Source organism: Magnetospirillum sp. 15-1 (genome assembly GCF_900184795.1).
In the GTDB taxonomy this organism is placed as follows: Bacteria; Pseudomonadota; Alphaproteobacteria; order Rhodospirillales; family Magnetospirillaceae; genus Phaeospirillum.
In genome coordinates this window covers 20,259-41,723 of the sequence record NZ_FXXN01000024.1, presented here as the reverse complement: position 1 = coordinate 41,723, position 21,465 = coordinate 20,259, and the positions used below count along the sequence as shown (strand labels likewise).

Genomic DNA, 21,465 nt, shown 5'->3' with positions numbered 1-21,465 from the left:
GGGCGGGCTCCTGTGGTCTTTGGCGGTGGAGGGCGTTATTCTCGGCCCCACGGCCCCGAGTGGTCAACCAATTACCAGCGTGGATGAATCATGACCGGTTTGATGGTGGAAATCGCGGAGACCCGGGTGGACAAGGGCACCCTCGCCCTGTGGTTCCTGGGGCAGAACGGCTGGATGGTCAAGTCGCCGGCCGGAAAGGTGCTGGCCGTCGATCCCTACCTCTCCAATTCCTGCCATCCGTCGCGGCGCGGCCTCGATCTCGACCGTCGGGTGCCGGTCCCGGTCATGCCCGAGGACCTGCAGGCCGACCTGCTGCTCTGCACCCACTCGCACCGGGATCATGCCGATCCCGAGACCCTGTGTCCGTGCGCTCGCAGCGGCCGGATCAAGGCCTTCGCCGGGCCGGGGGATACCCAGGCGGTGTTCGCGCAAGCCGGGGTGGCCGAGGGCGAGCGGATGCTCACCTGGCCCAATCACGAGATTTTCATGGGAGATCTGAGGGTTACCGGTACTTTCGCCCTGCCCACCGATGCCGGCGATCTGACTCATATGGGCTTTGTCATCCAGGTTGACAGCGGTCCGTCCCTATGGATCACCGGCGATACGGCCTGGTGCGACCTGCTGGCCGAGTCCGGTGCCAAGCATAAGCCGGATGCCATCTGCCTGCCCATCAACGGCGGTTACGCCAATCTGTCCCACTGGGAGGCGGCCGAACTGGTGCGCCGCGTGGCGCCGGCCCAGGCCATTCCCTGCCACTGGGACATGTTCGCCGACAATTCCTGTTCACCCCACATGTTCGAAGCCTCGTTGAAGGTCAAGGAGGTGCGGGGCGTCTACCGCCTGCCGGTCCATGGCCGGCGGATGGTGATCGAGCTTTAAAACACCCGGCTGAACACCACCGGCAGCCAGACCAGGGCGAACAGGGTGCTGGCCGCTACGGCGATGGCGGCGCGGTCGGGGTGAATGTTGCGCAAGCTGGCGTGCACCACGGTGACGGCGGCCAGGGGCACCAGGGACTCGATCAGCAGCACCTGATGCCCGATCCGCCCGAAGACGTGCAGCCAGGCGCGGTCCAGGGTGATGAAGCCCAGGGCCAGGGCGGGCCACAGGCCGAACTTGACCAGGAAGGTAAAGGCGGTGAAGCCCAGATCGATACGCAGGCTCCTCACCTGGGCCAGCCCCAGTCCGACGATCATCATGCCCACCGGTACGAAGCCGCCCGACAGCAGGTCGACGGCCTGCATCACCGGGACGGGCACCTTGGTGCCGCTCAGGTTCAGGACGGCGCCCAGCCAGCAGGCGTGCAGGCCGGGATATTTCAGTACACGCAGGATCGCCCCGCCCACCGAGGCCTCGGCGCGCGCCACGGTGTAGAAGCCCACCGAATTCTCGTAGGCGGTGGCGCCGAACGACACCATCACCACATAGGGCAGGGCTTCGGGGCCGACCAGGGCGAGGCAGGCGGGAATGCCGAAGAAGCCGGTATTGCCGGTGCCGCCGGTGAAGGCGGCGATGCGCTCGCGCCCGTCGCGCCAGAAGCGTCCCGCCGCCGGAGCGGTGACCAGCGCAACGCCCGAGCACAGGCCGAACACCGCGAAGGGCAGCAGCAGCAGTGCGCCCTTCAGATCGGCGGTGACGAAACCCTTGAACACCACGGCGGGTGACAGCACGAACAGGGCGAGGCGGCCCAAGTCCTGGCCACGCACCTCGCCGAAGCGGCCCAGCAGGAAGCCGATGCCGACCAGCAGGTAGAGCGGCACCAGCTTCATCGCCAGGGAGGTATCGAAGGGCAGGGTCATCGGACCAGGATCGCCCGGAAGTCGTTGACGTTGGTCAGCGTTGGTCCGCTCTTAACAAGGTCGCCCAACGCATTGAAAAATGCGTATGAATCATTTTCCGAAAGATAAGATTCAGGATGAAGTCCTAGGGCTCGCGCCCGCTCCAGCGTGTCAGGGGCGATGACGGCGCCGGCATTGTCCTCGGAGCCGTCGATGCCGTCGGTGTCGCAGGCGATGGCTTCCACCCCGCCGCAATCCTTCAGCGCCAGGGCCAGAGCCAGGGCGAATTCGGCATTGGGGCCGCCCTTGCCCCGGCCCCTTATGGTGACGGTGGCCTCGCCGCCCGACAGGATCACCGCCGGGGCGGGAACCGGTTGCTGGTGGGCGCGGATGGACCTGACCATGCCGGCCATCACCTTGGCCATCTCGCGGGCCTCGCCCTCCAGGGCGTCGCCCAGCAGCAGCGGCATGTAGCCGGCCCGCGCCGCCACCAGGGCGGCGGCCTCCAGCGAGTGCTGGGGCGTGGCGATCAGGCGGTATTCGCCCTGGGGCAGTGCCTTGGGCGTCTCGGCGGCCGGATCGTTCAGGTGGGCCATGATGGCGGGCGTGGGCTCGATGCCGTACTTGGCCAGCACGGCGCGGGCCTCGGCCAGGGTGGTCGGATCGGCCACCGTGGGGCCGGAGGCGATGACCGAGGGATCGTCGCCGGGAACGTCGGAGATGGCCAGGGTCACCAGCCGGGCGGGGGCGGCCAGGGCGGCAAGGCGTCCGCCCTTCACCGCCGAGAGGTGCTTGCGGACGCAATTGATCTCACCGATGGCGGCGCCCGAGCGCAGCAGGGCTCCGGTCAGGGCCTGCTTCTCGGCCAGGGTGATGCCGGCGGCGGGGCGGGCCAGCAGAGCCGAGCCGCCGCCCGAGATCAGGCACAGCACCAGATCGTCGGAGCTCAAGCCGGCCAGCAGGTCGATCATGCGGCCCGCAGCCGTCTCGCCGGCCGCGTCGGGCACCGGGTGGGCAGCCTCGACCACCTCGATGTGCCGGGTCGGCACGGTATGGCCGTAGCGGGTGACCACCAGCCCGGACAGCGGTCCGGACCAATGGTCCTCGACGGCGCGGGCCATGGCGGCGGCGGCCTTGCCGGCACCGATCACCAGGGTGCGGCCGGGCGGCGGAGCGGGCAGGGCGGGCGGCAGGCAGACCGATGGCCGGGCCGCATCCACCGCCGCTTCGAACATGCGTCGCAGGATGGTCGTCACTGGACTCGCTCCTTTCTTTTCCGGCGATCGCGAACGATCACCGGCGCCCTCAAGCGGCGGGCGGACCACCTCCGTGACCCTTGCCTCCCGCGGCATAAGCCGCGCGGCCCCTCGGGCCTAACCACATCCCGACCGGGATGTGGTATCAATGTGGCCTGACAGTAGACAGCGGAAATGAACCATGAGCAATCCCGGCACGCTCGACGGCGTCCTCGCCCCCGTTCTCACGCCCTTCACCAACGCCCTGACGCCGCATGTGCCGTTGTTCGTGGCCCTCGCCCGTCACCTGATGGGTCAAGGCCTGGGGCTGGCGCCGTTCGGCACCACCAGCGAAGGCAATTCCCTGGCGGTGGACGAGAAGGTGGAACTGCTCGATGCCCTGGCCGAGATCGGCCTGGACATGGGCCGCACCATGCCGGGCACCGGCTGTTGTGCCTTGCCGGATTCGGTGGCATTGACCCGGCACGCCGTCAACCTGGGTTGCGGGGGCGTGCTGATGCTGCCGCCGTTCTATTACAAGAATCCCAGCGAGGACGGGCTGTTCGCCGCCTTTGCCGAGGTTATCGAGCGGGTGGGGGATTCGCGCCTCAAGGTCTTCCTCTACCATTTCCCCCAGCAGAGTCAGGTGCCCATCACCCATGGGCTGATCGAGCGGTTGCTGGCCGCCTATCCCGCCACCGTGGCGGGGATCAAGGATTCCTCCGGCGATTTCGCCAATATGGAAAGCATGTGCCGGAGCTTCCCCGGCTTCAGGGTGTTCTCCGGCACCGAGCGGCTGATTCTGCCGGTGATGCGGGCCGGGGGGGCGGGGTGCATCAGCGCCAACGCCAACATTCACGGCCCGGCCATGCTGGAGTTGTGGCGGCGCTGGCAAGAACCGGAGGCCGAGGCGTTGCAGAAGGATTTGGAAGGCTTCCGCGCCATCATGGAGGGCATGCCGCTGATCGCCGCCCTGAAGGCCCTGACCGCGCGGCGCACCGGTGATTACGGCTGGCGCCGCGTCCGCCCGCCCTTGGTGCCTCTGCCCCCCGAGGCGGAGATCGAACTGGTCGGGCGTCTGGGAAAAGCCGGAATCGCCATTTAAGCCTATTTGAGGTCGACGATGGCTTCCAGGCCGTTGGCCTTGGCGGCGGCCAGCAGACGGCCGTCGGTCTTGGCCCGCGCCACGAAGGAATCCACCGTTTCCAGCCACTCCCCGTCGCCTGGCGCCATGGCGTAGGCATAGGGGCTGGGGGCCAGTGGGGCGGGCGGGGTCAGCAGCTTGGCCCAGTCGTGGCGGGCCAGCATCTTGCGGCTGAAGGGGTAATCGGTAACGAACAGGTCGGCGCGGCCGCTCATCACTTCCTGCTCGCGGGCCTCGGGGGTGGCAACCTCCAGCAGGCGGGCCTGCTTCAGTTCCGCCTTCATCACGTCGACCATGAAGGTGCCGGCGGCGGCGGCCACCACCACGCCGTCATGGTCGATATCCTTCCACTCCTTGACCACCGGATGGGTCTTGGTGGTGATGGCGAAGATGCCGCTGCGCAGGTGGGGACGGGTAAAGGCCAGCTTTTCCTGGCGCGGCGGTGTGATGGCCACGGCATGCATGGAAACGTCGCACTTGTCCGACAATAGGTCGTCAATCATCGTCTTGAACGAGGAATCCACGAAGTGCACCTCTACCCCGAGGTCCTTGGCCAATTCATGGGCCATGTCGATATCGATGCCCTCGAGCTTGCCGGTACGGGTGTTGCGGTACGAAATGGAGTAGTAATCGGGCCAGATGCATACCCTGACCTCGCCATTCTGACGGACTTTCGCCAGCTTTCCGCCGACCGGGGCGGCTACGGCCTGATTTCCCAGGAGGAGCAGGGAAACGGCGGTGAAAAAGCGGGCAAATCTATGCATTTTTGTCCTCCAGATACGGACGTATTATGCTATTCCACCTAGACTATGCAAGTTAACCCGACAGAGTCCATTCCGGCCAATGCCCCGGTAGTGCTGGGCAGCGTCAAGGTTCAGCCGCTGTTTTCCCGGCGGCTGATCGGTGCGGTGGTGGTGTTCGGGGTGGCGATGGCCCTGCTGGTGGCCATCGCCACCACGGTCGGCCTGTGGGCGGGGCGGCAGGAGGCGATCAGCGGTGCCGAGGCGGTGACCCGCAATCTGGCGCGCAGCCTGACCGAATCCGTGGAGCGTTCCATCAGCTCCATGGATGTCACCCTGGCCTCGGTCGCCGATCTGGCGGCGGAACAGGGGATGGCCGCGCCGCGTCCCGATCTGCGGGCGGCGGTGGCCCAGCGCCTGACCTTCATTCCCTATCTGCGGCAGATCCTGGTGGTCCGGGCGGACGGGGCGGTGCTGTTCGATTCTGCCAATCAGGCCGAAGGGCGTTCCATCGACCTCGCCGCCCTGCTGGCCGAGCATGCGCGCCTGCCGCGTCCGCTGGTTATCGGCGTCCCGGTGGACGGACGTTTCATCGGTGGCAGCGGGCGGGGACCGGGCCACAAGACCATTCCGGTCAGTCGGGCTATCCGGGCCGCCGACGGCGAGGTTGTCGGGCTGGTGATCGGCGCGGTCAATCCCGAGTACTTCGTCTCCAGCTTTCAGGGGATCGAGGTCGAATCCGGAGCCCATGTTCATCTCTGGCGCTTCGACGGGCTGATGCTGGCGGGAGCCGGCGGCCTCAACGACCCCCATCAGGGCCGGGGGTGGGACGATCCGCTGTTCTCCCGCTACCTGAAGGAATCCGAGATGGGGACCTTCCTGGGGCCGGGCGGCGACGGCGTGACGTGGATCACCAGTTATCGCACCACCCTGTCCTGGCCGCTGGTGGTCAGTGTCGGCATCTCCCTGGATACGGCGCTGGAAAGCTGGCGGCACAGTGTCGAGCTGATCGCCTGGCCGGTGGCGGTGGTGACGCTGATCGTGCTGGGGCTGACCGCCGCCATGGCCGCCATGCTGCGCAATCGCGGGCGCGACGAGGCCCGGCTGCGGTTGTCCGACATGGTGCTGTCCAACGTATCCAACGGCGTGACCATCGCCGAGGCGGGGCGGCAGGACCTGCCTCTTATCTACGTCAATCCCGCCTTCGAACGCATCACCGGCTATTCCGCCCAGAGCGCATTGGGGCGCAATGCCCGCTTCCTGCATGAATTCGACCCGGCGCAGGAGGGACTGGACCATATCCGCGCCGCCCTGGCCGAGGGAAAGCCGGTTTCCGTCGAACTGCGCAATCAGCGGGCCGACGGGACCCTGTTCTGGAATCACCTGTCGCTGTCGCCGGTGCGTGGCCCCCACGGTACCGTGACCCACTGGGTCGGGGTGCAAAGCGACATCACCCAGCAGGAGGAGGCCCGCGCCGCCTTGGCCAAGGCCTATGACGACGTGGCCCATTACAGCGAGGACCTGGAGCGGTTCTCCTTCGTGCTGGCCCATCATCTGCAGGAGCCGGCCCGCCAGATGCGGCTGCAGGCCCAGGTGCTGCTCCAGCGCATGGAGGACCATCCCGAATCCGGCGCCCAGCAGCCGGCCCAGCTGATCATCCATGCCGCCAAGCGGCTGGTGGAGATGCTGCGCGACGTCCAGGCCTATCTGGCCGTCGAGCGCCAGCCGGTGACCGGTGGCATCGCCTCGTCGGAATCGGCGCTGTCCGCCGCCGTCAACCGTTTCGTCAACCCCGAGGTGACGGGGCCGGTGGAGGTGGTGAGGGGATTGCTGCCTCGGGCCGGCATTCCCCAGAAGCGCCTGGATGACCTGTTCGAAATCCTGATCGAGAATGCGGTGCGCTTCCGCAGCCCCCAGCGGCCGCTCCGGCTGTGGGTGGGGGCCGAGCCTCATACCGATGGCTGGCTGTTCCGGGTCGAGGACAACGGCATCGGCATCGATTCCGGTTATCACGACCGGGTCTTCGTGGCGCTGGAACGCCTTCACTCGGGGACCGCTTACGGCGGTACCGGTATCGGCCTCGCCATCGCCCGCAAGATCGTCGAGGCGGCCGGCGGGCGCATCTGGGTGGAATCCGACGGGACCAGCGGCAGCGCCTTCCTCTTCACCCTGCCCATGACGCCGGGCGGCGTGGTCTGAGGCTTTAGCCGAACGGGTCGTCGCACTTGCCGCACATGGGCACGTGGCCGACGTCGCCCTGGCGGAAGGCCTCGAGGATGCCGCCATAGGCGGCGCCCCGGCGGATATCGCCCAGACCCTGCTCCATGATGTTGCCGATCTTCAGTTGGGCATTGGAATCGTAGCAGCCGCAGGCGGTCACCGTACCGTCGCAGAACACTCCCACCGCCTTGAGGAACAGACGGCACGGCATCAGCCGGTGATGGTCGATGGCCTTCAGTGACCAGATGCCGTGGCGCTCGCTCCGGGTGCCGCACTGGACCGAGCCGCCGAAATTGTTGGCGGGTACCGTCCACACGTCGGTGATGCCCTGGGAGGCCAGGAAGGCCTTGGTCTTGCGCAGGTTGTCCTGCCATTCCCCCAACGCCACCGCCTTGACGGCGAAGCGGGTGGAGGTCCCCTTCAACGCCTTGTGGATGGCCTTGAGGTTGACCAGGACACGCTCGAACTTCGCGCCCACATAGACACTCTCGTAGCTTTCCGCGTCCCAGCCGGCGAAGGAGAATTGCAGGTAGGCCAGCCCCACCTTGGCCAGCCGGGCGATCTTGTCGGGGGTGAAGGGGGTGCCGTTGGTGACGATGCCCACCTGGAAGCCCTCGGCCACGGCGCGCTCCAGCATCTCGAAGACGCGGGGGTGAAGGAACGGCTCGCCCTGGCCGGCCAGGATGTGCATGGTCTTGATGCCGCATGCCTTGCCCTCGGCGATCACCCGCTCGAAGACATCGTCCTCCATGAAGCCGGAATTGTCCTTCCAGATCTCCCAGCCGCACATGGTGCAGCGCAGGTTGCAGCGGCGGCTGAGCTGGACGTAAAGCTCGTAGGGCACCAGCTGGCGCCGCTCGGCCGGGGCGATGACCAGGGCGCGAGCCTTGGCCAGATGGGCGGCGGCGGCGTCGCTTTGTCCGGCCTCCTCCAACGCGATGCCCAGCAGATAGTGGATGCGGCCCGATTGCGGCTGGACCTGGGCGGCGGGCTCCAGCAGCGTCAGCGCCTCGGCGGCGCGGCCCTGCTCCACCAGGGCGCCGGCCAGCCCCACCAGGGTATCGAGATGGCCGGGAATGGCCGCCAGTACCCGGCGGAACAGAATCTCCGCCTCGGCCGGGCGCTGGCAGGCCAGCAGCAATCCCGCCCGGCGATAGTCGCATTCGAGATGGCCGTCGGCCTTGGCCAGGGCGACGATGGCCTCTTCCAGCAATTGTCCCTCGGCCAGGCGCAGGGCTTCGGCCAGGGCGCGGGTGGGATCTGCGGGCTTGGTCTTCTTCTTCGGCGGCTTCATGGCGGCGCAGACTACCACTGCCACCTGCCGCCTTTCCATGACGGTGTTGTCTGGGGCATTATGCGGTCGGGGGCAGCAGGGGAGAACGGCAAGTGTCGGGCGTGTCAGCCGACGACGGAATCATGGCGCAGGACGGACGGGCCGGCGGCCGCTGGCGATTCGGCATCCGGGCCAAGCTGGTGGTGGCGGTGGGGACCGTGGCCGGCATGATCATGGTGGCCAGCCTGCTCACCTGGTTCAGCTATTCCGAGATCGAGCGCCTGTTGGCCGCCGTGACGCGGACCAACCTTCCCAGCCTGTCCAACGCCCTGAAGCTGTCCGAGGCCACCGCCCGGCTGGCCGCGGCCGCTCCGGCGCTGGACGGCTCGCAATCCCAGTTCCAGCGCCAGAGCAATTTCGTCGCCCTGCAACAGCAGACCGAACGTCTCCTCGCCCTGGTGGACCATCTGGCGGGGTCCATCGCCGATACCGGCCGGGTCGAGGAACTGCGTTCCATGATCGCCGCCTTCGCCGACAACGTGGTGGACCGCAATATCCTGGTGGACAAGCGGCTGCAACTGGCCGAGCGCAGCCGGGCCCAGGCCGAGATCATCAGCAAGCTGGACGTGGAGGTTCACCGCGCCATGGGCGGGCTGGCCGGCGACCCCGCCCTGGCCACGGTGGTCCTGGCGTCCAACTACCTGCGCGAGACGGTGGTGGCCGGCAATCTGGAGAAGGTCGGCGACCTGCGCGGCGCCTATGAGGAACAGGTGCGCTCCCTGGCCGAGCTGGTGGACGCCACCGGGGCGCGCACCCAACGGACCCGCGAGCTGACCCGGCGTGTCCTGGCCCTGGGGACCGGGCCGGAGAACGTCTTCGAGCTGCGCACGCTCCAGATGCTGACCATCGCCCGGCTGGCCGCCGCCAACGACGAGGGCCGCGACCTGGTGGCGCGCACTTCGTCCTCGGTGGGCCGGCTGGTGTCGGCGGCGGAGGCCGAGGCGGCGGAGAACGAGCGCCGCACGGAAGCGGCGGTGTCCAGTGGCCGTACCACCATGCTGGTGGTGGCCATGCTGACCTTCTTCGGGCCGCTGCTGTTCATCTGGCTGTATCTGGGGCGCAGCGTGGTGGCCCGTCTGGCCGGTCTGGCGTCCTCCATGCACGCCATCGCCGAGGGTGACTTCCAGGCGCCCATTCCCGGCCAGGGCAACGACGAGATCACCGACATGGCCGCCGAGCTGGCGGTATTCCGCGACGCCATGGCCAAGCTGCAGGAATCCAGCGAGGCGCTGATCGAGAGCGAGCGGCGCCTGCGCCGCATCCTCGATACCTCGCCCCTGGCCCTTGCAATTTCGCGGGTGTCGGACCACGCCATCCTGCTGGTCAATCCCCGCTGGTCCGAACTGTACCGGGTGCCCAAGACCCGTGCCATGGGTATGACCGTGGCGTCCTGCTACGCCGAGCCGGACAACCGGACGCGGCTGGTGGAACTGGTGCGCAAGCGCGGCTTCGTCGGCGCCTTCGAGTGCCGCATGCGGGCCAGCGACGGCCACGAATTCTGGGCCATGCTGTCCGCCGCCGAGATCGAGATGGACGGCGAGCCGGCGGTGATCGTCTCCACCACCGACATCACCCGCCACAAGGAGGAGGAAGCCGCCCTGGCCGAGGCCAAGATGGTGGCGGAAGAGGCCAGCCAGGCCAAATCGCTGTTCCTCGCCACCATGAGCCACGAAATCCGTACCCCCATGAACGGGGTGCTGACCATGGCCCATCTGCTGGAAGACATGCCGCTGCCGGCCGAGCAGCGGGAAATGGCCCGCGTCATCCGCGATTCCGCCAATTCGCTGCTCACCATCATCAACGACATCCTGGATTTCTCCAAGATCGAGGCCGGCAAGCTGCAGCTCGAACTGGTGGAACTGTCGGTGTCGGAACTGGTCGAAGGGGTGGCCGATCTGCTGACCATCCGCGCCCAGGAAAAGGGTATCAGCCTCATCACCTTCGTCGAGCCCGCCTTGGCCGACCGCATGGTGGGCGACCCGATCCGCCTGCGGCAGATCATCACCAATCTGGCCGGCAACGCCATCAAGTTCACCGATAAGGGCTATGTGCGCATTTCCGTGCGGGCCATCGATCCGGGCGAGAGGCCGCTGCGCCTGGAATTCTCCATCACCGATACCGGCATCGGCCTGGATGCCGAGCAGCAGGCCCGTCTGTTCGAGCCCTTCATGCAGGCCGACATCACCATTTCCAGGCGCTACGGCGGCACCGGCCTCGGCCTGTCCATCTGCCGCCGCCTCGTCGCCATGATGGGCGGCGATATCGGGGTGCGCAGCAATATCGGCCACGGCTCCACCTTCTGGTTCCAGGTGCCGCTGCAGCCCGCCGGAACCGAGGCCGAGCCCGGACCGGACCTGTCGGGCATCGCCGTGCTGGTCCTGGCCGAGGGGCCGGTGGCGGCGGAATGCCTGCGCCAGTATCTCGGCCATCTCGGCGCCCAGGTGGCGGTGGTGGTGGGGACCGAGGGCGCGGTGGCCGCCGTGCGGGCCGCCGCCCTGGCCGGCTGGACCTACGACGTGGCGTTGCTGGACGGCGGCCAGGATTTCCGTATGCGCATGGGCGTGGCCGGCGCCCTGATGACCACTGCCGGGACCGACCTTGAATTGAAGGTGGTCATGATGGTCGCCCAGGACGCCTTTGCCGTCGTTTCCGCCGAGGTCAAGGCCGCCGGGCTGTACGCCGCGCTGCCCAAGCCGGTGCGCCGCCGCCAGTTGTGGCGCACCGTGGCGGCGGCGGTGGGGCGCGCCTCGGCCGAGGCCGATCTGGTGGACGGCGAGGGGATCGAGGAGGGCTGGCTGCCCCCCACCATGGAGGAGGCCGCCGCCGCCGGCGCCCTGATTCTGGTTGCCGAGGACAACCCCACCAACAAGGTGGTGATCCGCCATCTGATGGAACGCCTGGGCTATGCCATCGAAGTGGTGGGCAACGGCGCCGAGGCGTGGGAGCGCATGCAGATTCGTGATTACGGTCTGCTGCTGACCGATTGCCATATGCCGGAGATGGACGGCTACGAACTGACCCAGCGTATCCGCGAATGGGAGGTGGAGACCGGCCACCTGCTGCCCATCGTGGCGCTGACCGCCGACGCCCTGGCCGGTACGGCGCGGCGCTGTCTGGATTGCGGCATGAACGCCTTCCTGGCCAAGCCCATCGATCTGGCCCAATTGGACGCCACCATCCGCCGTTTGCTGCCGGCGGCCATCGGCCTGCGCCGCCGCCGTTCGGAGGCCCGGCCGGCGATTGCCGCCGGCGGGCCGCCGGTGCCGGTGGTTCCGCCCGACGACCCGGCCTTGCCGGCGGTTCTCGACCTCACCCCCATGCGGCAGATTTTCGGCGATATCGGCGACGAGGTGCGCGAGTTGCTGGCCCTGTTCGTCGACACCACCCGGCCGCTGGTGGCCGATCTGGGCAATGCCCTCGAGGCCGGCGATTCCGTGGCGGCGCGCGAGGCAGCCCATTCGGCCAAGGGGGCGGGCAACAGTGCCGGCGCCTTCCGTTTCGCCAAGCTGTGCGCCGAGGCGGAAGCAGCCTGCGCGGCCGCCGATCTGGCGCGGGCCGCCGCGCTCTATCCCGCCCTGGAGATCGCCTTCGACCTGACCGCCGAGGCGGTGGCGGCGGTATAAGGGATGCATGGAGGCGGGCAAAAAAGAAAACCGCGCTCCTGATGAGGAGCGCGGTTTTGCTTCGATCTGAGCCTGAAAGGGCGTTGATCGGCTACCGGGCCTTAGCCCTGGCGAGCCTTGAAGCGGGGGTTCGTCTTGTTGATGACGTAGACCCGGCCCTTGCGGCGAACGATGCGGCAATTCTTGTCGCGCAGCTTGGCCGACTTCAGCGAGTTACGAATCTTCATGGTCCGACTTCCTAAAGCGTAATTGTCGCCGAAACGACGTCACTTGGGTTCGCAAGCGCGAGGCCGGGAAAATACGGAAACCAAGACGGGCTGTCAACAGCTCGTGAAACGTTTTTTTTCGAATTTTGGAAGTTATACTCCTTTCCATGCTGAAGTTCATTCCCGATCCCCATGGAACTCCCGTCGCCTTCCAGGTCGTCGAAGGCCGGGCGGAGTCGCGGGTGCTGGTGGTCTGCGACCACGCCTCGGCGGCCATTCCGGCAAACCTGGGGGGGCTGGGGGTGGACGAGGCGGCGCGGACCAGCCATGTGGCCTGGGATATCGGTGCCGCCCGGGTGGCCGTGCTGCTGGCCGGGGCGCTGGGCTGCCCGGCGGTGCTGGCCGGCGTCAGCCGTCTGGTCATCGACTGCAACCGCCAGCCCGGCGATCCGTCCTCCATTCCCGCGCTGAGCTGCGGCATCAGGGTGCCGGGCAACGAGGCGGTGGACGAGGCCGAGGCCGACAGCCGCGCCCGCTCGTGGTTCTGGCCCTACCATACCGAGATCGGCGACCGCATCGGCCATCTGTGGCGGCAGGGTGCCGCCCCGGCGGTGGTGGCGGTGCACAGCTTCACCCCCTGTATCACCGGACAGATGCCGCGCCCCTGGCACGTGGGGGTGCTGTGGAACCGCGATCCGCGCATGGCGGCACCGGTGCTGACAGGATTGCGGGCGCGCGGCGATCTGGTGGTGGGCGACAACCAGCCCTATTCGGGGCGCGAGATCAATTACACGCTGGACACCCACGCGGGTGCCGCCGGCCTGCCGAACGTCTCGTTCGAGATTCGTCAGGATCTGGTGGCCGACGAGGCCGGGTGCCTGCGCTGGGCCGGCATCCTGGCCGAGGTGCTGGGTGATGTCCTGGCCGATGACGGGCTGTACCGCGCCGAGATCTATTAGAAACCGGTCGAGAAGACCGAGCAGGCCCCCTTGGTGCGGTCGTTGTTGCCCTTCACCTCGCAATTGCCGCAGGCGGCGAGGAGCAGGCAGAAAAGCACCAGGGGAGCCAAGCGTCGCATGGGAGCCATCATAGCATGGCGCAACGCCCCGCTTGAACCTGCTCCTGTGCTTGGCTATGGTCTGGACCCATTTCGACCAGGGAGCGTGTCAATGAGCGACGAACAGAACACCAGCCAGATCGGCGGCATCGCGGCCGAGGCGCTGCGCCAGTTCATCGACCGCATCGAGCGGCTGGAAGAGGAAAAGAAGGCGCTGGCGGCCGATATCAAGGACGTCTACTCCCAGTGCAAGTCCCAGGGCTTCGACACCAAGATCATTCGCAAGATCGTGGCGCTCCGTAAGCGCGACCGTCAGGAGCGGGAAGAGGAACAGCAGATCCTCGACCTCTATCTCGCCGCCATCGGCGAGGCCTGAGGACAGGTGGGCCATGATCCGGGGCGAATGCCCCGGACCCCATTCGACCCTATGAATGGGAGAAGTCGACGGCCCTATTTCCGCCCGCGCTCGATCTCGATGCCCACCGAGGCGGCCTCGGCATAGACGTCGAGCTTTTCCACCCGGATGCGGGCGGTTTCCACCCGTTCATCGACCAGGCACAGCTCGGCGATCTTTTCGGCCAGGGTTTCCACCAGATTGATGTGGCCCTCGGCCAGCATGGCCTTGATGCCGTCGATCACGTCCTCGTAGGACACCACGTTGGCGATGTCGTCGCACAGCGGCCCGGCCTGCTCCAGCACGCTCATGTCCACGTTGATGCGCACCCGCTGGGGCGCCAGCAATTCGTGGGCGTGGATGCCGATCAAGCATTTCAGCACCAGATCGCGCACCAGGATGCGGTAGAGGCGGCGGACCGGCACTTCTTCGTCCGGTTGGGTCTCGGCTTGACTGCGGCTCACGAACACTTCGATCTTTCCTCAAGCTTGGGAAAGCAGGGTCATAGCGCTTCCGGCAAGCGGGGCGCAAGCAATTAGGCGAGCGGGCCGAGGCGCCGGACATCGTCGGCCTCGGGCAGGCGCTCCAGCAAGCCGGCGATGGTGACGGCCAGGACCGGATGGCGCACCGCTCCGGCGACCTCGGCCAGGGGGGCGAGGGCGAAGTGGCGTTCGTGCAGGCGGGCGTGGGGCAGGGTGAGAATTTCCCCCTCCATCACCACATCCCCATAAAGAAGGATATCGAGATCGATCAGGCGCGGCCCGTAGCGCACCGAGGCGACGCGGCCCAGCTCATCCTCCATGGCCTTGAGGCTGGCCAGCAATTCCAGCGGGGCGAGGCCGGTCTCCAGCGCGACGGCCATGTTGAGGAAGGCCGGCTGGTCGGTGACGTAGAGCGGTGCCGTCTCCCAGACATCGGAGCGGGCGGTGACGGTGCCGATGGCGGCCAGGGCGGCCAGGGCGGCGCGCAGATTGGCGGGCCGGTCGCCCAGGTTGGTGCCGAGGCCGAGGTGAACCAGTGTCATGATGAGATGTCAGGCGATGATGTCGGGGATCAACTGGTTTTCCAGCCGGGAAATCTCGTCCTTCAGGGCGAGTTTGCGCTTCTTCAGCCGCTGCAGGCGCAGCTGATCGAACGGCGCCTCGTCGGAAACGCGGGAAATCACGTCGTCCAGATCGCGGTGCTCGGTCTTCAATTCCGCCAGTTGACGGCGGACATCTTCAAGGTTGTCATCGATCATGGCTGGACGAGGCTAGGATTAGGTGGCTAGACGGTAGCAGAACTTAGTCAGAAACGGTATGGGTAAGGTAGGATAAAGAGGAGGTTTGGGGAATGGCGGCCAAGCGTATCGGAATTCTGACCAGTGGCGGCGATTGCGCCGGATTGAACGCGGCCTTGCGCGCGGTGGTTCACCGGGCCATCCGCAATTACGGCTGGCAGGTGTTTGGTATCCGCGACGGTAGTCTGGGACTGATGGAGCGGCCGCTCAATTATGTGGAATTCGACCTTAAGTCGGTGGGCGACGACATGCTGCGCCTGGGCGGCACCATCCTCGGGACCATCAACAAGGGCGATCCCTTTGCCTATCCCATGCCCGACGGGACCAAGAAGGACCGCTCGCAGGACTTCGTGGACGGCTACCGGGAACTGGGAATCGAAGCGCTGGTGGTGATCGGCGGCGACGGCTCCATGCGCATCCTCAACGAATTATGCCGCAAGGGCGGCATCCCCATGGTCGGCATCCCCAAGACCATCGACAACGACGTAGCCCATACCGACTACGCCATCGGCTTCGCCACGGCGCTCAACGTGGCGGGCGAGGCCATGGACCGGCTGGCCCCCACGGCGGCCAGCCATCACCGTGTCATGATCCTCGAGGTCATGGGCCGCGATGTCGGCCATATCGCCATCAACGCCGGCATCGCCGGCGGGGCCGACGTGGTGCTGATCCCCGAGATTCCCTACACCCTGGAAGGTATCGCCAGGAAGATCGCCGAGGTGAAGGCCGAGGGGCGCAACCATGCCCTGATGGTGGTGGCCGAGGGCTGCAAGACCGAGACCGGCCAGTCGGTGACACAGATCCAGAGCGGCGGTCAGGCCCGCTACGGCGGTATCGGCCAGTATCTGGCGGCGCGGCTGGCGGAAACGGTGGAGGCGGAGACCCGCGTCACCGTCCTGGGCCACGTGCAGCGCGGCGGCATGCCGGCCATGCGCGACCGCATCATCGCCTCGGCCTTCGGCGTCTATGCCGTCGACCTGATCGCCCAGGGCAAGCTGGGCCGTATGGTGGCATGGCAGCACGGTCAGGTGGTGGACGTGCCGATCACCGACGTGGCCGGCATCACCCGGGCCATCGACCCCTACGGCACCCTGGCCCAGACGGCCCGCGGCCTGGGCATCTATATCGGCGAGATGTAGCCGGGAAGGCGGGGAAAAGGCCCGGGGCCTATTCCCCCCAGCGCCTTATGGTGCCGCAATCCAGGCCGAACAGGTCGAGCATGCGCCCCGCGCTGTGCTCCACCATGTCGTCCAGGCTTTGCGGCTTGGCGTAGAAGCCGGGGACGGGCGGCGCGATCACCGCGCCCATTTCCGACAATTGCAGCATGGAGCGCAGATGGCCGGTGTGCAGCGGCGTCTCGCGCACCATGAGGACCAGCCGGCGGCGCTCCTTCAGCGCCACGTCGGCGGCCCGCGTCAGCAGCGAGGTGGTCACCCCGGTGGCGATCTCGCTCATGGTGCGGATGGAGCACGGCGCCACGATCATCCCCAGCGAGCGGAACGAACCCGAGGCCGGTGCTCCGCCGATATCCTCGGCCTTGTACCAGTGGCTGGCCAGGGCGCGGACCTGGGCGACCTTCAGGTCGCTTTCGTGGGACAGCGTCACCTCGGCGGCGCGGCTCATGACCAGATGGGATTCAACGCCCAGCCGCGCCAGCATCTCCAGGACCCGGATGCCGTAGACCACGCCCGAGGCTCCACTAATTCCTACGATCAGGCGGGGCGGAGGAGGATTCAAGGCGATTAGTCCTCGCTGGAGCTTTGGGGAAGGGTAAGAACCTTAGTCCAGGTGGGGGTGACAGGGCAATTTCCCTGCTGACAATCCCGTGACAGGAGGAATAAGATTCCCAGGTTACCCACCCTATAGGGAGGACCGTAATGAGCCTTCATGACCGTGTCGAGTCCTTGAAAGCCAAGCATGCCGCTCTGGAAAATGCCATCGAGACAGAAACCAGACGCCCGCTGCCGGATAACACCCAGATCCACGACCTCAAACGCAAGAAACTGCTGATCAAGGACGAGCTGAGCCGTATCGGCTCCGGACCTCACTGAGGAAGGCGATCCGGGGGCCGGTTCATCCGGCCCCTTATTTTATTCGGCAGGCCATTGCCGAATTCACAAAATGCAGCTTTTATCCCCCAACGGCGCAAATCGGCGAACCTTGCAAAGGCGTGAGGATCGTTCGATAAGCTGTTGTGAAACAACGTGAAAACAGCCATTCGCCATGCTCGGTGAAAATGGCCCCGCGTCCCTGCAATGCACCTTTGCAAAATTAGCCGGCATACGGCATTCTCCCCACTCAGACGGAGGGGCGAAAAGCCCCCCGTGGTCCGATCCGTGTGGAGGACTTGTCTTCGACACGGGGTGAATCGGCCCACAAAAAATGAATCGGTGCCCCTGGTCGGGGTACCTGGGAGAGTTGCAAAGCAGAGGACCTGTCCGACATGACCAACGCATACCAGCAAGCCTACGAAAAGTCGCTGAAGGACCCCGAGGGGTTCTGGGGAGAGGCGGCCAGGGACATTCATTGGTACAAGACCTGGGACAAGGTCCTGGACGATTCCAACAAGCCGTTCTATCGCTGGTTCGTCGGTGCCGAGACCAACACCTGCTACAACGCCATCGACCGCCATGTGGAGCAGGGCCGCGGCGCGCAGGACGCCATCATCTATGACAGCCCGGTCACCAACACCAAGCGCAAGATCAGCTACGACGAGCTGAAGGATCAGGTGTCGCGCCTGGCCGGCGCCCTGGCCGCGCTCGGCGTCGCCAAGGGCGACCGCGTGCTGCTGTACATGCCCATGGTCCCCGAGGCCGTGGTCGGCATGCTGGCCGTGGCCCGCCTGGGCGCCATCCACTCGGTGGTGTTCGGCGGCTTCGCCCCCACCGAGCTGGCCACCCGCATCAACGACGCCAAGCCGAAGGTGATCCTGTCGGCGTCCTGCGGCATCGAGGGCTCGCGCGTCATCGCCTACAAGCCCATGCTGGACGAGGCCATCGATCTCTCTGAGCACAAGCCCGGCCACACCATCATGCTGCAGCGTCCCCAGGCGGTCGCCGCCATGGATCGTCCCGGCGACCTGGACTGGGTCGAGGCCTGCGCCAAGGCCCAGCCCGCCGATTGCGTGGCGGTGAAGGCCACCGATCCGCTGTACATCCTTTACACCTCGGGCACCACCGGCCAGCCCAAGGGCGTGGTCCGCGACAATGGCGGCCACATGGTCGCCCTGATGTGGTCCATGAAGTACGTCTACGACATCAAGCCGGGCGAGGTGTTCTGGGCGGCTTCCGACGTGGGTTGGGTGGTCGGCCATTCCTACATCTGCTACGCCCCGCTGCTCAACGGCTCGACCACCGTGGTCTACGAGGGCAAGCCGGTCGGCACCCCCGATGCCGGCGCCTTCTGGCGCATGATCAGCGAGTACAAGATGGCCTCGCTGTTCACCGCGCCCACCGCCTTCCGCGCCATCAAGCGCGAGGACCCCAACGGCGAGCTGCTCAAGAAGTACGATATGACCGGCTTCCGCGCCCTGTTCCTGGCCGGCGAGCGATCGGACCCCGACACCATCAACTGGGCGCGGGAAAAGCTGAACGTGCCGGTGGTGGATCACTGGTGGCAGACCGAGACCGGTTGGGCCATCGCCGCCAACTGCCTGGGCCTGCATGAATTCCCCATCAAGCCCGGCTCGCCCACCAAGCCGGTTCCCGGCTGGGGCCTGGAAGTCCTCGACGAGGGGCATCAGCCCTGCGAGGCCGGCAAGGTCGGCTCGCTGGTGGTGCGTCTGCCGCTGCCCCCCGGTGCCTTGCTGACCCTGTGGAACGCCGATCAGCGCTGTATCGACAGCTACTATTCGGAATTCCCCGGCTGCTACAAGACCGCCGATGCCGGCATGATCGATGAGGACGGCTACGCCTATATCATGTCGCGCACCGACGACATCATCAACGTCGCCGGTCACCGTCTGTCCACCGGCGGCATGGAAGAGGTGCTGGCCAGCCATCCCGACGTGGCCGAATGCGCCGTCATCGGCGTGGCCGACCAGTTGAAGGGTCAGTTGCCGCTGGGCTTCATCTGCCTGAAGGCCGGCGTCACCAAGCCCCATGATCAGGTCATCGCCGAGGTGGTCAAGCTGGTGCGCGAGAAGATCGGCCCCGTGGCCGCCTTCAAGACCTGCACCGTGGTCAACCGCCTGCCCAAGACCCGTTCGGGCAAGATCCTGCGCGGCACCATGCAGAAGATCGCCGACAACCAGGACTTCAAGATGCCGGCGACCATCGACGATCCCGCCATCCTGGACGAGATCGAGGAATCGCTGGAAAGCGTCGGCTATGCCAAGGCCCGCAAGGAAGCCGTGGAGTAAGCCTTTCCGTCAGACGGAAAATGCGAACGGCCCCCGGAGCGATCCGGGGGCCGTTGTCGTTTGGGGGCGGGGCGGGGGGATTACCCCACCCGTGCAAGACCTCCATGGTCGTTTTCGGCCAGCCAGTCGGCGATCTGGTGCAGGCGGGCATCGCATTCGGTGCGCTGGAGGCAGTCGTGGCGGTGCAGGCAATCCTGGGCAACCGAGGCGGTGCAGCGGACCAGATCGGGATCGCAACGGCGGCTGGCCCATTTGAGAGCCAGTTCGAGGCCTTGCAGGCAGGTGCAATCGAGGGATCTGGCCATCTGTCATCCTCTCCATCAGGATTAGTGCCTATCCTAACCTGTCCTTTTGGAAAAGTCTCGCTTCGCGTGCTGCAAAAAAGGATAGGTTCGCCAAATTGGCTGCATCCAATAGGATGAGACAAAAAAATCCGCCCCGAACCATGGGGCCGGGGCGGTGGAAGTTGCTTAGAGAGGGAGGCTGACCTCGGGGAGGCCAACATCTGGAATAAGACTAACAAGCAGCAATTCCTCAGTCAAACGATTTTAATGTGCGACGCGGCAATTCCGAGTGAATTGGTGGGGAAGGCGGGGCTTGCGCTCCGGAGGAGTTCCGGCGACAGCCCGAATCAGGGGGCGGTGGCGTCCTCGAGCGCCAGCACGCCCCTGAGCAGGTCTTCCACCGCCTGACGCGACAGGTCGCGGGTGATGAAGACGATGCGGGTCCGGTGGTCGTCATCGGGCCAGCCGGGCAGGGGGGCCGGGGGGTGGAAGACGTGCTGCACTCCGTGAATGGCCAGGGGATCGGCGGATTCCCTAGCGTTGACGATTCCCTTGATGCGCAGCAGGTTCTCGCCCTTGGACGAGATCATCAGTTCCAGGGCGAAGCCCAGGGCCGTCCACGATACCGGCTCGCTGGCGGTGAACACGAAGGCCTGGATATGGGCGTCGTGGCGGTTGGCGTCGTGGTGGTGGTGATGGTCGTGGTGGGCGTGCTGATGGGCGCGGTACGCCTCCTCGTTTAGCCAACCGGCCACGTCGGGAATCTTGCTGCCCGGATTGAACAGGCCGGCATCGAGGATAAGCCTGGGGTCCAGTTTGCCCTGGGCCGCGACGATGATGGGGGCGGCCGGGTTGAGGCGGCGCAGGCGGGCGCGCAGCACCTCGACGGCCACCGGATCGGCGATGTCGGCCTTGGTCAGCACCAGCCGGTCGGCCACCGCCACCTGCTTCACCGCCTCGGCCTGGGCGTCGAGGGTGCGGTCGCCGCAGGCGGCGTCCACCGTGACGACGACGCCGTCCAGCTTGTAGCGGCTGGAAATCAGCGGGTCGCTCATCAGGGTGTGAATGATGGGGGCGGGGTCGGCCAGACCGGTGGTTTCGATGATCATGCGGTTGAACTCGGGAATCTCGCCCCGTACCCGCTTGATGAACAGGTCGCGCATGCCCTCGACCAGATCGCCGCGCACCGTGCAGCACAGGCAGCCCGATTGCAGCAGCACCACGTCCTCGGCCACCTGACGCACCAGCAGGTGGTCCAGCCCGACGGCCCCGAACTCGTTGATCAGTACGGCGGTATCGGCCAGACCCGGCTGGGCCAGCAGGTGGTTCAAGAGGGTCGTCTTGCCGCTGCCCAGGAAGCCGGTCAGCACGGTGACGGGGATGAGGCTCATTTCTTGTAAAGCTCCTCGGGCGACACCTGCACTCTCGCCACCTCGGTCAGCCCTTCGGGCCGGGCGGCGGTGTAAAAGCAGGTGCGCCGGCCGGTGTGACAGGCGACGCCGTCCTGGTCGACCTTCAACAAGATGGTGTCGCCGTCGCAATCGATCAGGAAGTCCTTGAGCCGCTGCTGCTGGCCCGAGGTCTCGCCCTTGCGCCACAGCCCGCCGCGCGAGCGCGAGAAATAGCAGACCCGGCCGGTCTCCAGGGTCTCGGCCACGGATTCGGCGTTCATCCAGGCCATCATCAGCACTTCCCCGGTATCGAATTGCTGGGCGATGGCCGGCACCAGTCCGTCGGCGTTGAACTTGAGCTTGGGCAGAACGGCGGTGGCGTCGATAGCGGGCATAATGGAACCTCTCGAAGGGAGGCTAA

22 protein-coding genes are annotated in these 21,465 nt (G+C 66.5%); 9 read left to right on the top strand and 13 right to left on the bottom strand.

Features of this window, described 5'->3' with window-relative positions; genetic code table 11:
• The first annotated feature begins 90 nt into the window (after nucleotides 1-90).
• A complete protein-coding gene (locus CP958_RS11380; protein ID WP_096702083.1) occupies nucleotides 91-879 on the top strand; it encodes an MBL fold metallo-hydrolase in 789 nt (262 codons plus the stop codon).
• Here CP958_RS11380 and CP958_RS11375 read toward each other — a convergent pair.
• Both CP958_RS11375 and CP958_RS11370 read right to left on the bottom strand, forming a co-directional pair.
• Complete coding sequence (locus CP958_RS11375) at nucleotides 876-1,799, bottom strand: AEC family transporter (protein ID WP_096702082.1); 924 nt, start codon at nucleotides 1,797-1,799, stop codon at nucleotides 876-878. The two genes, CP958_RS11380 and CP958_RS11375, sit on opposite strands and share 4 nt — an antisense overlap.
• On the bottom strand, nucleotides 1,796-3,013 hold the full coding sequence (locus CP958_RS11370; RefSeq protein WP_096702081.1) for a glycerate kinase: 1,218 nt from the start codon (nucleotides 3,011-3,013) through the stop codon (nucleotides 1,796-1,798). The genes CP958_RS11375 and CP958_RS11370 overlap by 4 nt, the downstream gene beginning before the upstream one ends.
• A gap of 202 nt (nucleotides 3,014-3,215) precedes the next feature.
• Between CP958_RS11370 and CP958_RS11365 the strand changes: the two genes are divergently transcribed.
• Nucleotides 3,216-4,118 carry a dihydrodipicolinate synthase family protein gene (locus CP958_RS11365; protein ID WP_096702080.1) on the top strand — a complete coding sequence of 301 codons (903 nt, stop codon included), beginning with the start codon at nucleotides 3,216-3,218 and terminating at the stop codon, nucleotides 4,116-4,118.
• 2 nt (nucleotides 4,119-4,120) lie between these two features.
• On the opposite strand, the gene CP958_RS11360 is transcribed toward CP958_RS11365, so the two are convergent.
• A complete protein-coding gene (locus CP958_RS11360) occupies nucleotides 4,121-4,921 on the bottom strand; it encodes an ABC transporter substrate-binding protein (protein ID WP_096702079.1) in 801 nt (266 codons plus the stop codon).
• Nucleotides 4,922-4,966: 45 nt separating this feature from the next.
• Between CP958_RS11360 and CP958_RS11355 the strand changes: the two genes are divergently transcribed.
• Nucleotides 4,967-7,096, top strand: coding sequence for an ATP-binding protein (locus CP958_RS11355; RefSeq protein WP_096702078.1), 2,130 nt, complete (start codon nucleotides 4,967-4,969; stop codon nucleotides 7,094-7,096).
• 4 nt (nucleotides 7,097-7,100) lie between these two features.
• Here the strand turns inward: CP958_RS11355 and CP958_RS11350 are convergent, their stop codons facing one another.
• A complete protein-coding gene (locus CP958_RS11350) occupies nucleotides 7,101-8,435 on the bottom strand; it encodes a radical SAM protein (protein ID WP_242442854.1) in 1,335 nt (444 codons plus the stop codon).
• Nucleotides 8,436-8,503: 68 nt separating this feature from the next.
• Here CP958_RS11350 and CP958_RS11345 point away from each other — a divergent pair, with 68 nt between their 5' ends.
• The gene (locus CP958_RS11345) at nucleotides 8,504-12,073 is read left to right on the top strand and encodes an ATP-binding protein (protein ID WP_096702077.1); all 3,570 of its coding nucleotides are present in this window, start codon (nucleotides 8,504-8,506) and stop codon (nucleotides 12,071-12,073) included.
• A gap of 101 nt (nucleotides 12,074-12,174) precedes the next feature.
• Here CP958_RS11345 and ykgO read toward each other — a convergent pair whose 3' ends face one another.
• The gene (ykgO, locus tag CP958_RS11340; RefSeq protein ID WP_008614494.1) at nucleotides 12,175-12,300 is read right to left on the bottom strand and encodes a type B 50S ribosomal protein L36; all 126 of its coding nucleotides are present in this window, start codon (nucleotides 12,298-12,300) and stop codon (nucleotides 12,175-12,177) included.
• A 146-nt stretch (nucleotides 12,301-12,446) separates the two neighbouring features.
• On the opposite strand from ykgO, the gene CP958_RS11335 reads away from it, so the two are divergent.
• Complete coding sequence (locus CP958_RS11335) at nucleotides 12,447-13,238, top strand: N-formylglutamate amidohydrolase (RefSeq protein ID WP_242442853.1); 792 nt, start codon at nucleotides 12,447-12,449, stop codon at nucleotides 13,236-13,238.
• Here CP958_RS11335 and CP958_RS27330 read toward each other — a convergent pair.
• On the bottom strand, nucleotides 13,235-13,357 hold the full coding sequence (locus CP958_RS27330; protein WP_277948872.1) for a hypothetical protein: 123 nt from the start codon (nucleotides 13,355-13,357) through the stop codon (nucleotides 13,235-13,237). The genes CP958_RS11335 and CP958_RS27330 overlap by 4 nt on opposite strands.
• A gap of 91 nt (nucleotides 13,358-13,448) precedes the next feature.
• On the opposite strand from CP958_RS27330, the gene CP958_RS11330 reads away from it, so the two are divergent.
• Nucleotides 13,449-13,712 (top strand): DUF2312 domain-containing protein, encoded by a 264-nt coding sequence (locus tag CP958_RS11330; RefSeq protein WP_096702076.1) that lies wholly within the window; start codon nucleotides 13,449-13,451, stop codon nucleotides 13,710-13,712.
• A gap of 74 nt (nucleotides 13,713-13,786) precedes the next feature.
• Here CP958_RS11330 and CP958_RS11325 read toward each other — a convergent pair whose 3' ends face one another.
• The 3 genes from CP958_RS11325 to CP958_RS11315 form a co-directional block, all read right to left on the bottom strand.
• A complete protein-coding gene (locus CP958_RS11325; RefSeq protein ID WP_242442852.1) occupies nucleotides 13,787-14,194 on the bottom strand; it encodes a dihydroneopterin aldolase in 408 nt (135 codons plus the stop codon).
• Between the two features lie 71 nt (nucleotides 14,195-14,265).
• On the bottom strand, nucleotides 14,266-14,754 hold the full coding sequence (gene folK, locus CP958_RS11320) for a 2-amino-4-hydroxy-6-hydroxymethyldihydropteridine diphosphokinase (RefSeq protein ID WP_096702074.1): 489 nt from the start codon (nucleotides 14,752-14,754) through the stop codon (nucleotides 14,266-14,268).
• A 9-nt stretch (nucleotides 14,755-14,763) separates the two neighbouring features.
• Nucleotides 14,764-14,970, bottom strand: coding sequence for a DUF465 domain-containing protein (locus CP958_RS11315; protein WP_096702073.1), 207 nt, complete (start codon nucleotides 14,968-14,970; stop codon nucleotides 14,764-14,766).
• Between the two features lie 92 nt (nucleotides 14,971-15,062).
• Between CP958_RS11315 and CP958_RS11310 the strand changes: the two genes are divergently transcribed.
• Nucleotides 15,063-16,148 (top strand): ATP-dependent 6-phosphofructokinase, encoded by a 1,086-nt coding sequence (locus CP958_RS11310; protein ID WP_096702072.1) that lies wholly within the window; start codon nucleotides 15,063-15,065, stop codon nucleotides 16,146-16,148.
• Between the two features lie 28 nt (nucleotides 16,149-16,176).
• Here CP958_RS11310 and CP958_RS11305 read toward each other — a convergent pair whose 3' ends face one another.
• Nucleotides 16,177-16,752: a UbiX family flavin prenyltransferase gene (locus CP958_RS11305; RefSeq protein WP_096702071.1), complete on the bottom strand. Its 576-nt coding sequence runs from the start codon at nucleotides 16,750-16,752 to the stop codon at nucleotides 16,177-16,179.
• Between the two features lie 134 nt (nucleotides 16,753-16,886).
• Here CP958_RS11305 and CP958_RS11300 point away from each other — a divergent pair, with 134 nt between their 5' ends.
• Together CP958_RS11300 and CP958_RS11295 are read left to right on the top strand one after the other, a co-directional pair.
• The gene (locus CP958_RS11300; RefSeq protein ID WP_096702070.1) at nucleotides 16,887-17,060 is read left to right on the top strand and encodes a YdcH family protein; all 174 of its coding nucleotides are present in this window, start codon (nucleotides 16,887-16,889) and stop codon (nucleotides 17,058-17,060) included.
• 392 nt (nucleotides 17,061-17,452) lie between these two features.
• Nucleotides 17,453-19,369 carry a propionyl-CoA synthetase gene (locus tag CP958_RS11295; RefSeq protein ID WP_096702069.1) on the top strand — a complete coding sequence of 639 codons (1,917 nt, stop codon included), beginning with the start codon at nucleotides 17,453-17,455 and terminating at the stop codon, nucleotides 19,367-19,369.
• An 80-nt stretch (nucleotides 19,370-19,449) separates the two neighbouring features.
• Here the strand turns inward: CP958_RS11295 and CP958_RS11290 are convergent, their stop codons facing one another.
• The 3 genes from CP958_RS11290 to hisI all read right to left on the bottom strand — a co-directional run bounded on the left by CP958_RS11290 (nucleotide 19,450) and on the right by hisI (nucleotide 21,439).
• A complete protein-coding gene (locus CP958_RS11290; protein WP_096702068.1) occupies nucleotides 19,450-19,674 on the bottom strand; it encodes a hypothetical protein in 225 nt (74 codons plus the stop codon).
• Nucleotides 19,675-20,000: 326 nt separating this feature from the next.
• Nucleotides 20,001-21,044 (bottom strand): GTP-binding protein, encoded by a 1,044-nt coding sequence (locus tag CP958_RS11285; RefSeq protein WP_096702067.1) that lies wholly within the window; start codon nucleotides 21,042-21,044, stop codon nucleotides 20,001-20,003.
• Complete coding sequence (gene hisI, locus CP958_RS11280; RefSeq protein ID WP_096702066.1) at nucleotides 21,041-21,439, bottom strand: phosphoribosyl-AMP cyclohydrolase; 399 nt, start codon at nucleotides 21,437-21,439, stop codon at nucleotides 21,041-21,043. The genes CP958_RS11285 and hisI overlap by 4 nt, the downstream gene beginning before the upstream one ends.
• Nucleotides 21,440-21,465 lie beyond the last annotated feature (26 nt).

Excerpts from the sequence above, each read along its gene's own strand:
- CP958_RS11380 (WP_096702083.1), top strand. The coding sequence starts at position 91 with ATGACCGGTTTGATGGTGGAAATCGCGGAGACCCGGGTGGACAAGGGC.
- CP958_RS11375 (WP_096702082.1), bottom strand. The coding sequence starts at position 1,799 with ATGACCCTGCCCTTCGATACCTCCCTGGCGATGAAGCTGGTGCCGCTC.
- CP958_RS11370 (WP_096702081.1), bottom strand. The coding sequence starts at position 3,013 with ATGTTCGAAGCGGCGGTGGATGCGGCCCGGCCATCGGTCTGCCTGCCG.
- CP958_RS11365 (WP_096702080.1), top strand. The coding sequence starts at position 3,216 with ATGAGCAATCCCGGCACGCTCGACGGCGTCCTCGCCCCCGTTCTCACG.
- CP958_RS11360 (WP_096702079.1), bottom strand. The coding sequence starts at position 4,921 with ATGCATAGATTTGCCCGCTTTTTCACCGCCGTTTCCCTGCTCCTCCTG.
- CP958_RS11355 (WP_096702078.1), top strand. The coding sequence starts at position 4,967 with ATGCAAGTTAACCCGACAGAGTCCATTCCGGCCAATGCCCCGGTAGTG.
- ykgO (WP_008614494.1), bottom strand. The coding sequence starts at position 12,300 with ATGAAGATTCGTAACTCGCTGAAGTCGGCCAAGCTGCGCGACAAGAAT.
- CP958_RS11335 (WP_242442853.1), top strand. The coding sequence starts at position 12,447 with ATGCTGAAGTTCATTCCCGATCCCCATGGAACTCCCGTCGCCTTCCAG.
- CP958_RS27330 (WP_277948872.1), bottom strand. The coding sequence starts at position 13,357 with ATGCGACGCTTGGCTCCCCTGGTGCTTTTCTGCCTGCTCCTCGCCGCC.
- CP958_RS11330 (WP_096702076.1), top strand. The coding sequence starts at position 13,449 with ATGAGCGACGAACAGAACACCAGCCAGATCGGCGGCATCGCGGCCGAG.
- folK (WP_096702074.1), bottom strand. The coding sequence starts at position 14,754 with ATGACACTGGTTCACCTCGGCCTCGGCACCAACCTGGGCGACCGGCCC.
- CP958_RS11315 (WP_096702073.1), bottom strand. The coding sequence starts at position 14,970 with ATGATCGATGACAACCTTGAAGATGTCCGCCGTCAACTGGCGGAATTG.
- CP958_RS11310 (WP_096702072.1), top strand. The coding sequence starts at position 15,063 with ATGGCGGCCAAGCGTATCGGAATTCTGACCAGTGGCGGCGATTGCGCC.
- CP958_RS11300 (WP_096702070.1), top strand. The coding sequence starts at position 16,887 with ATGAGCCTTCATGACCGTGTCGAGTCCTTGAAAGCCAAGCATGCCGCT.
- CP958_RS11295 (WP_096702069.1), top strand. The coding sequence starts at position 17,453 with ATGACCAACGCATACCAGCAAGCCTACGAAAAGTCGCTGAAGGACCCC.
- CP958_RS11290 (WP_096702068.1), bottom strand. The coding sequence starts at position 19,674 with ATGGCCAGATCCCTCGATTGCACCTGCCTGCAAGGCCTCGAACTGGCT.
- CP958_RS11285 (WP_096702067.1), bottom strand. The coding sequence starts at position 21,044 with ATGAGCCTCATCCCCGTCACCGTGCTGACCGGCTTCCTGGGCAGCGGC.
- hisI (WP_096702066.1), bottom strand. The coding sequence starts at position 21,439 with ATGCCCGCTATCGACGCCACCGCCGTTCTGCCCAAGCTCAAGTTCAAC.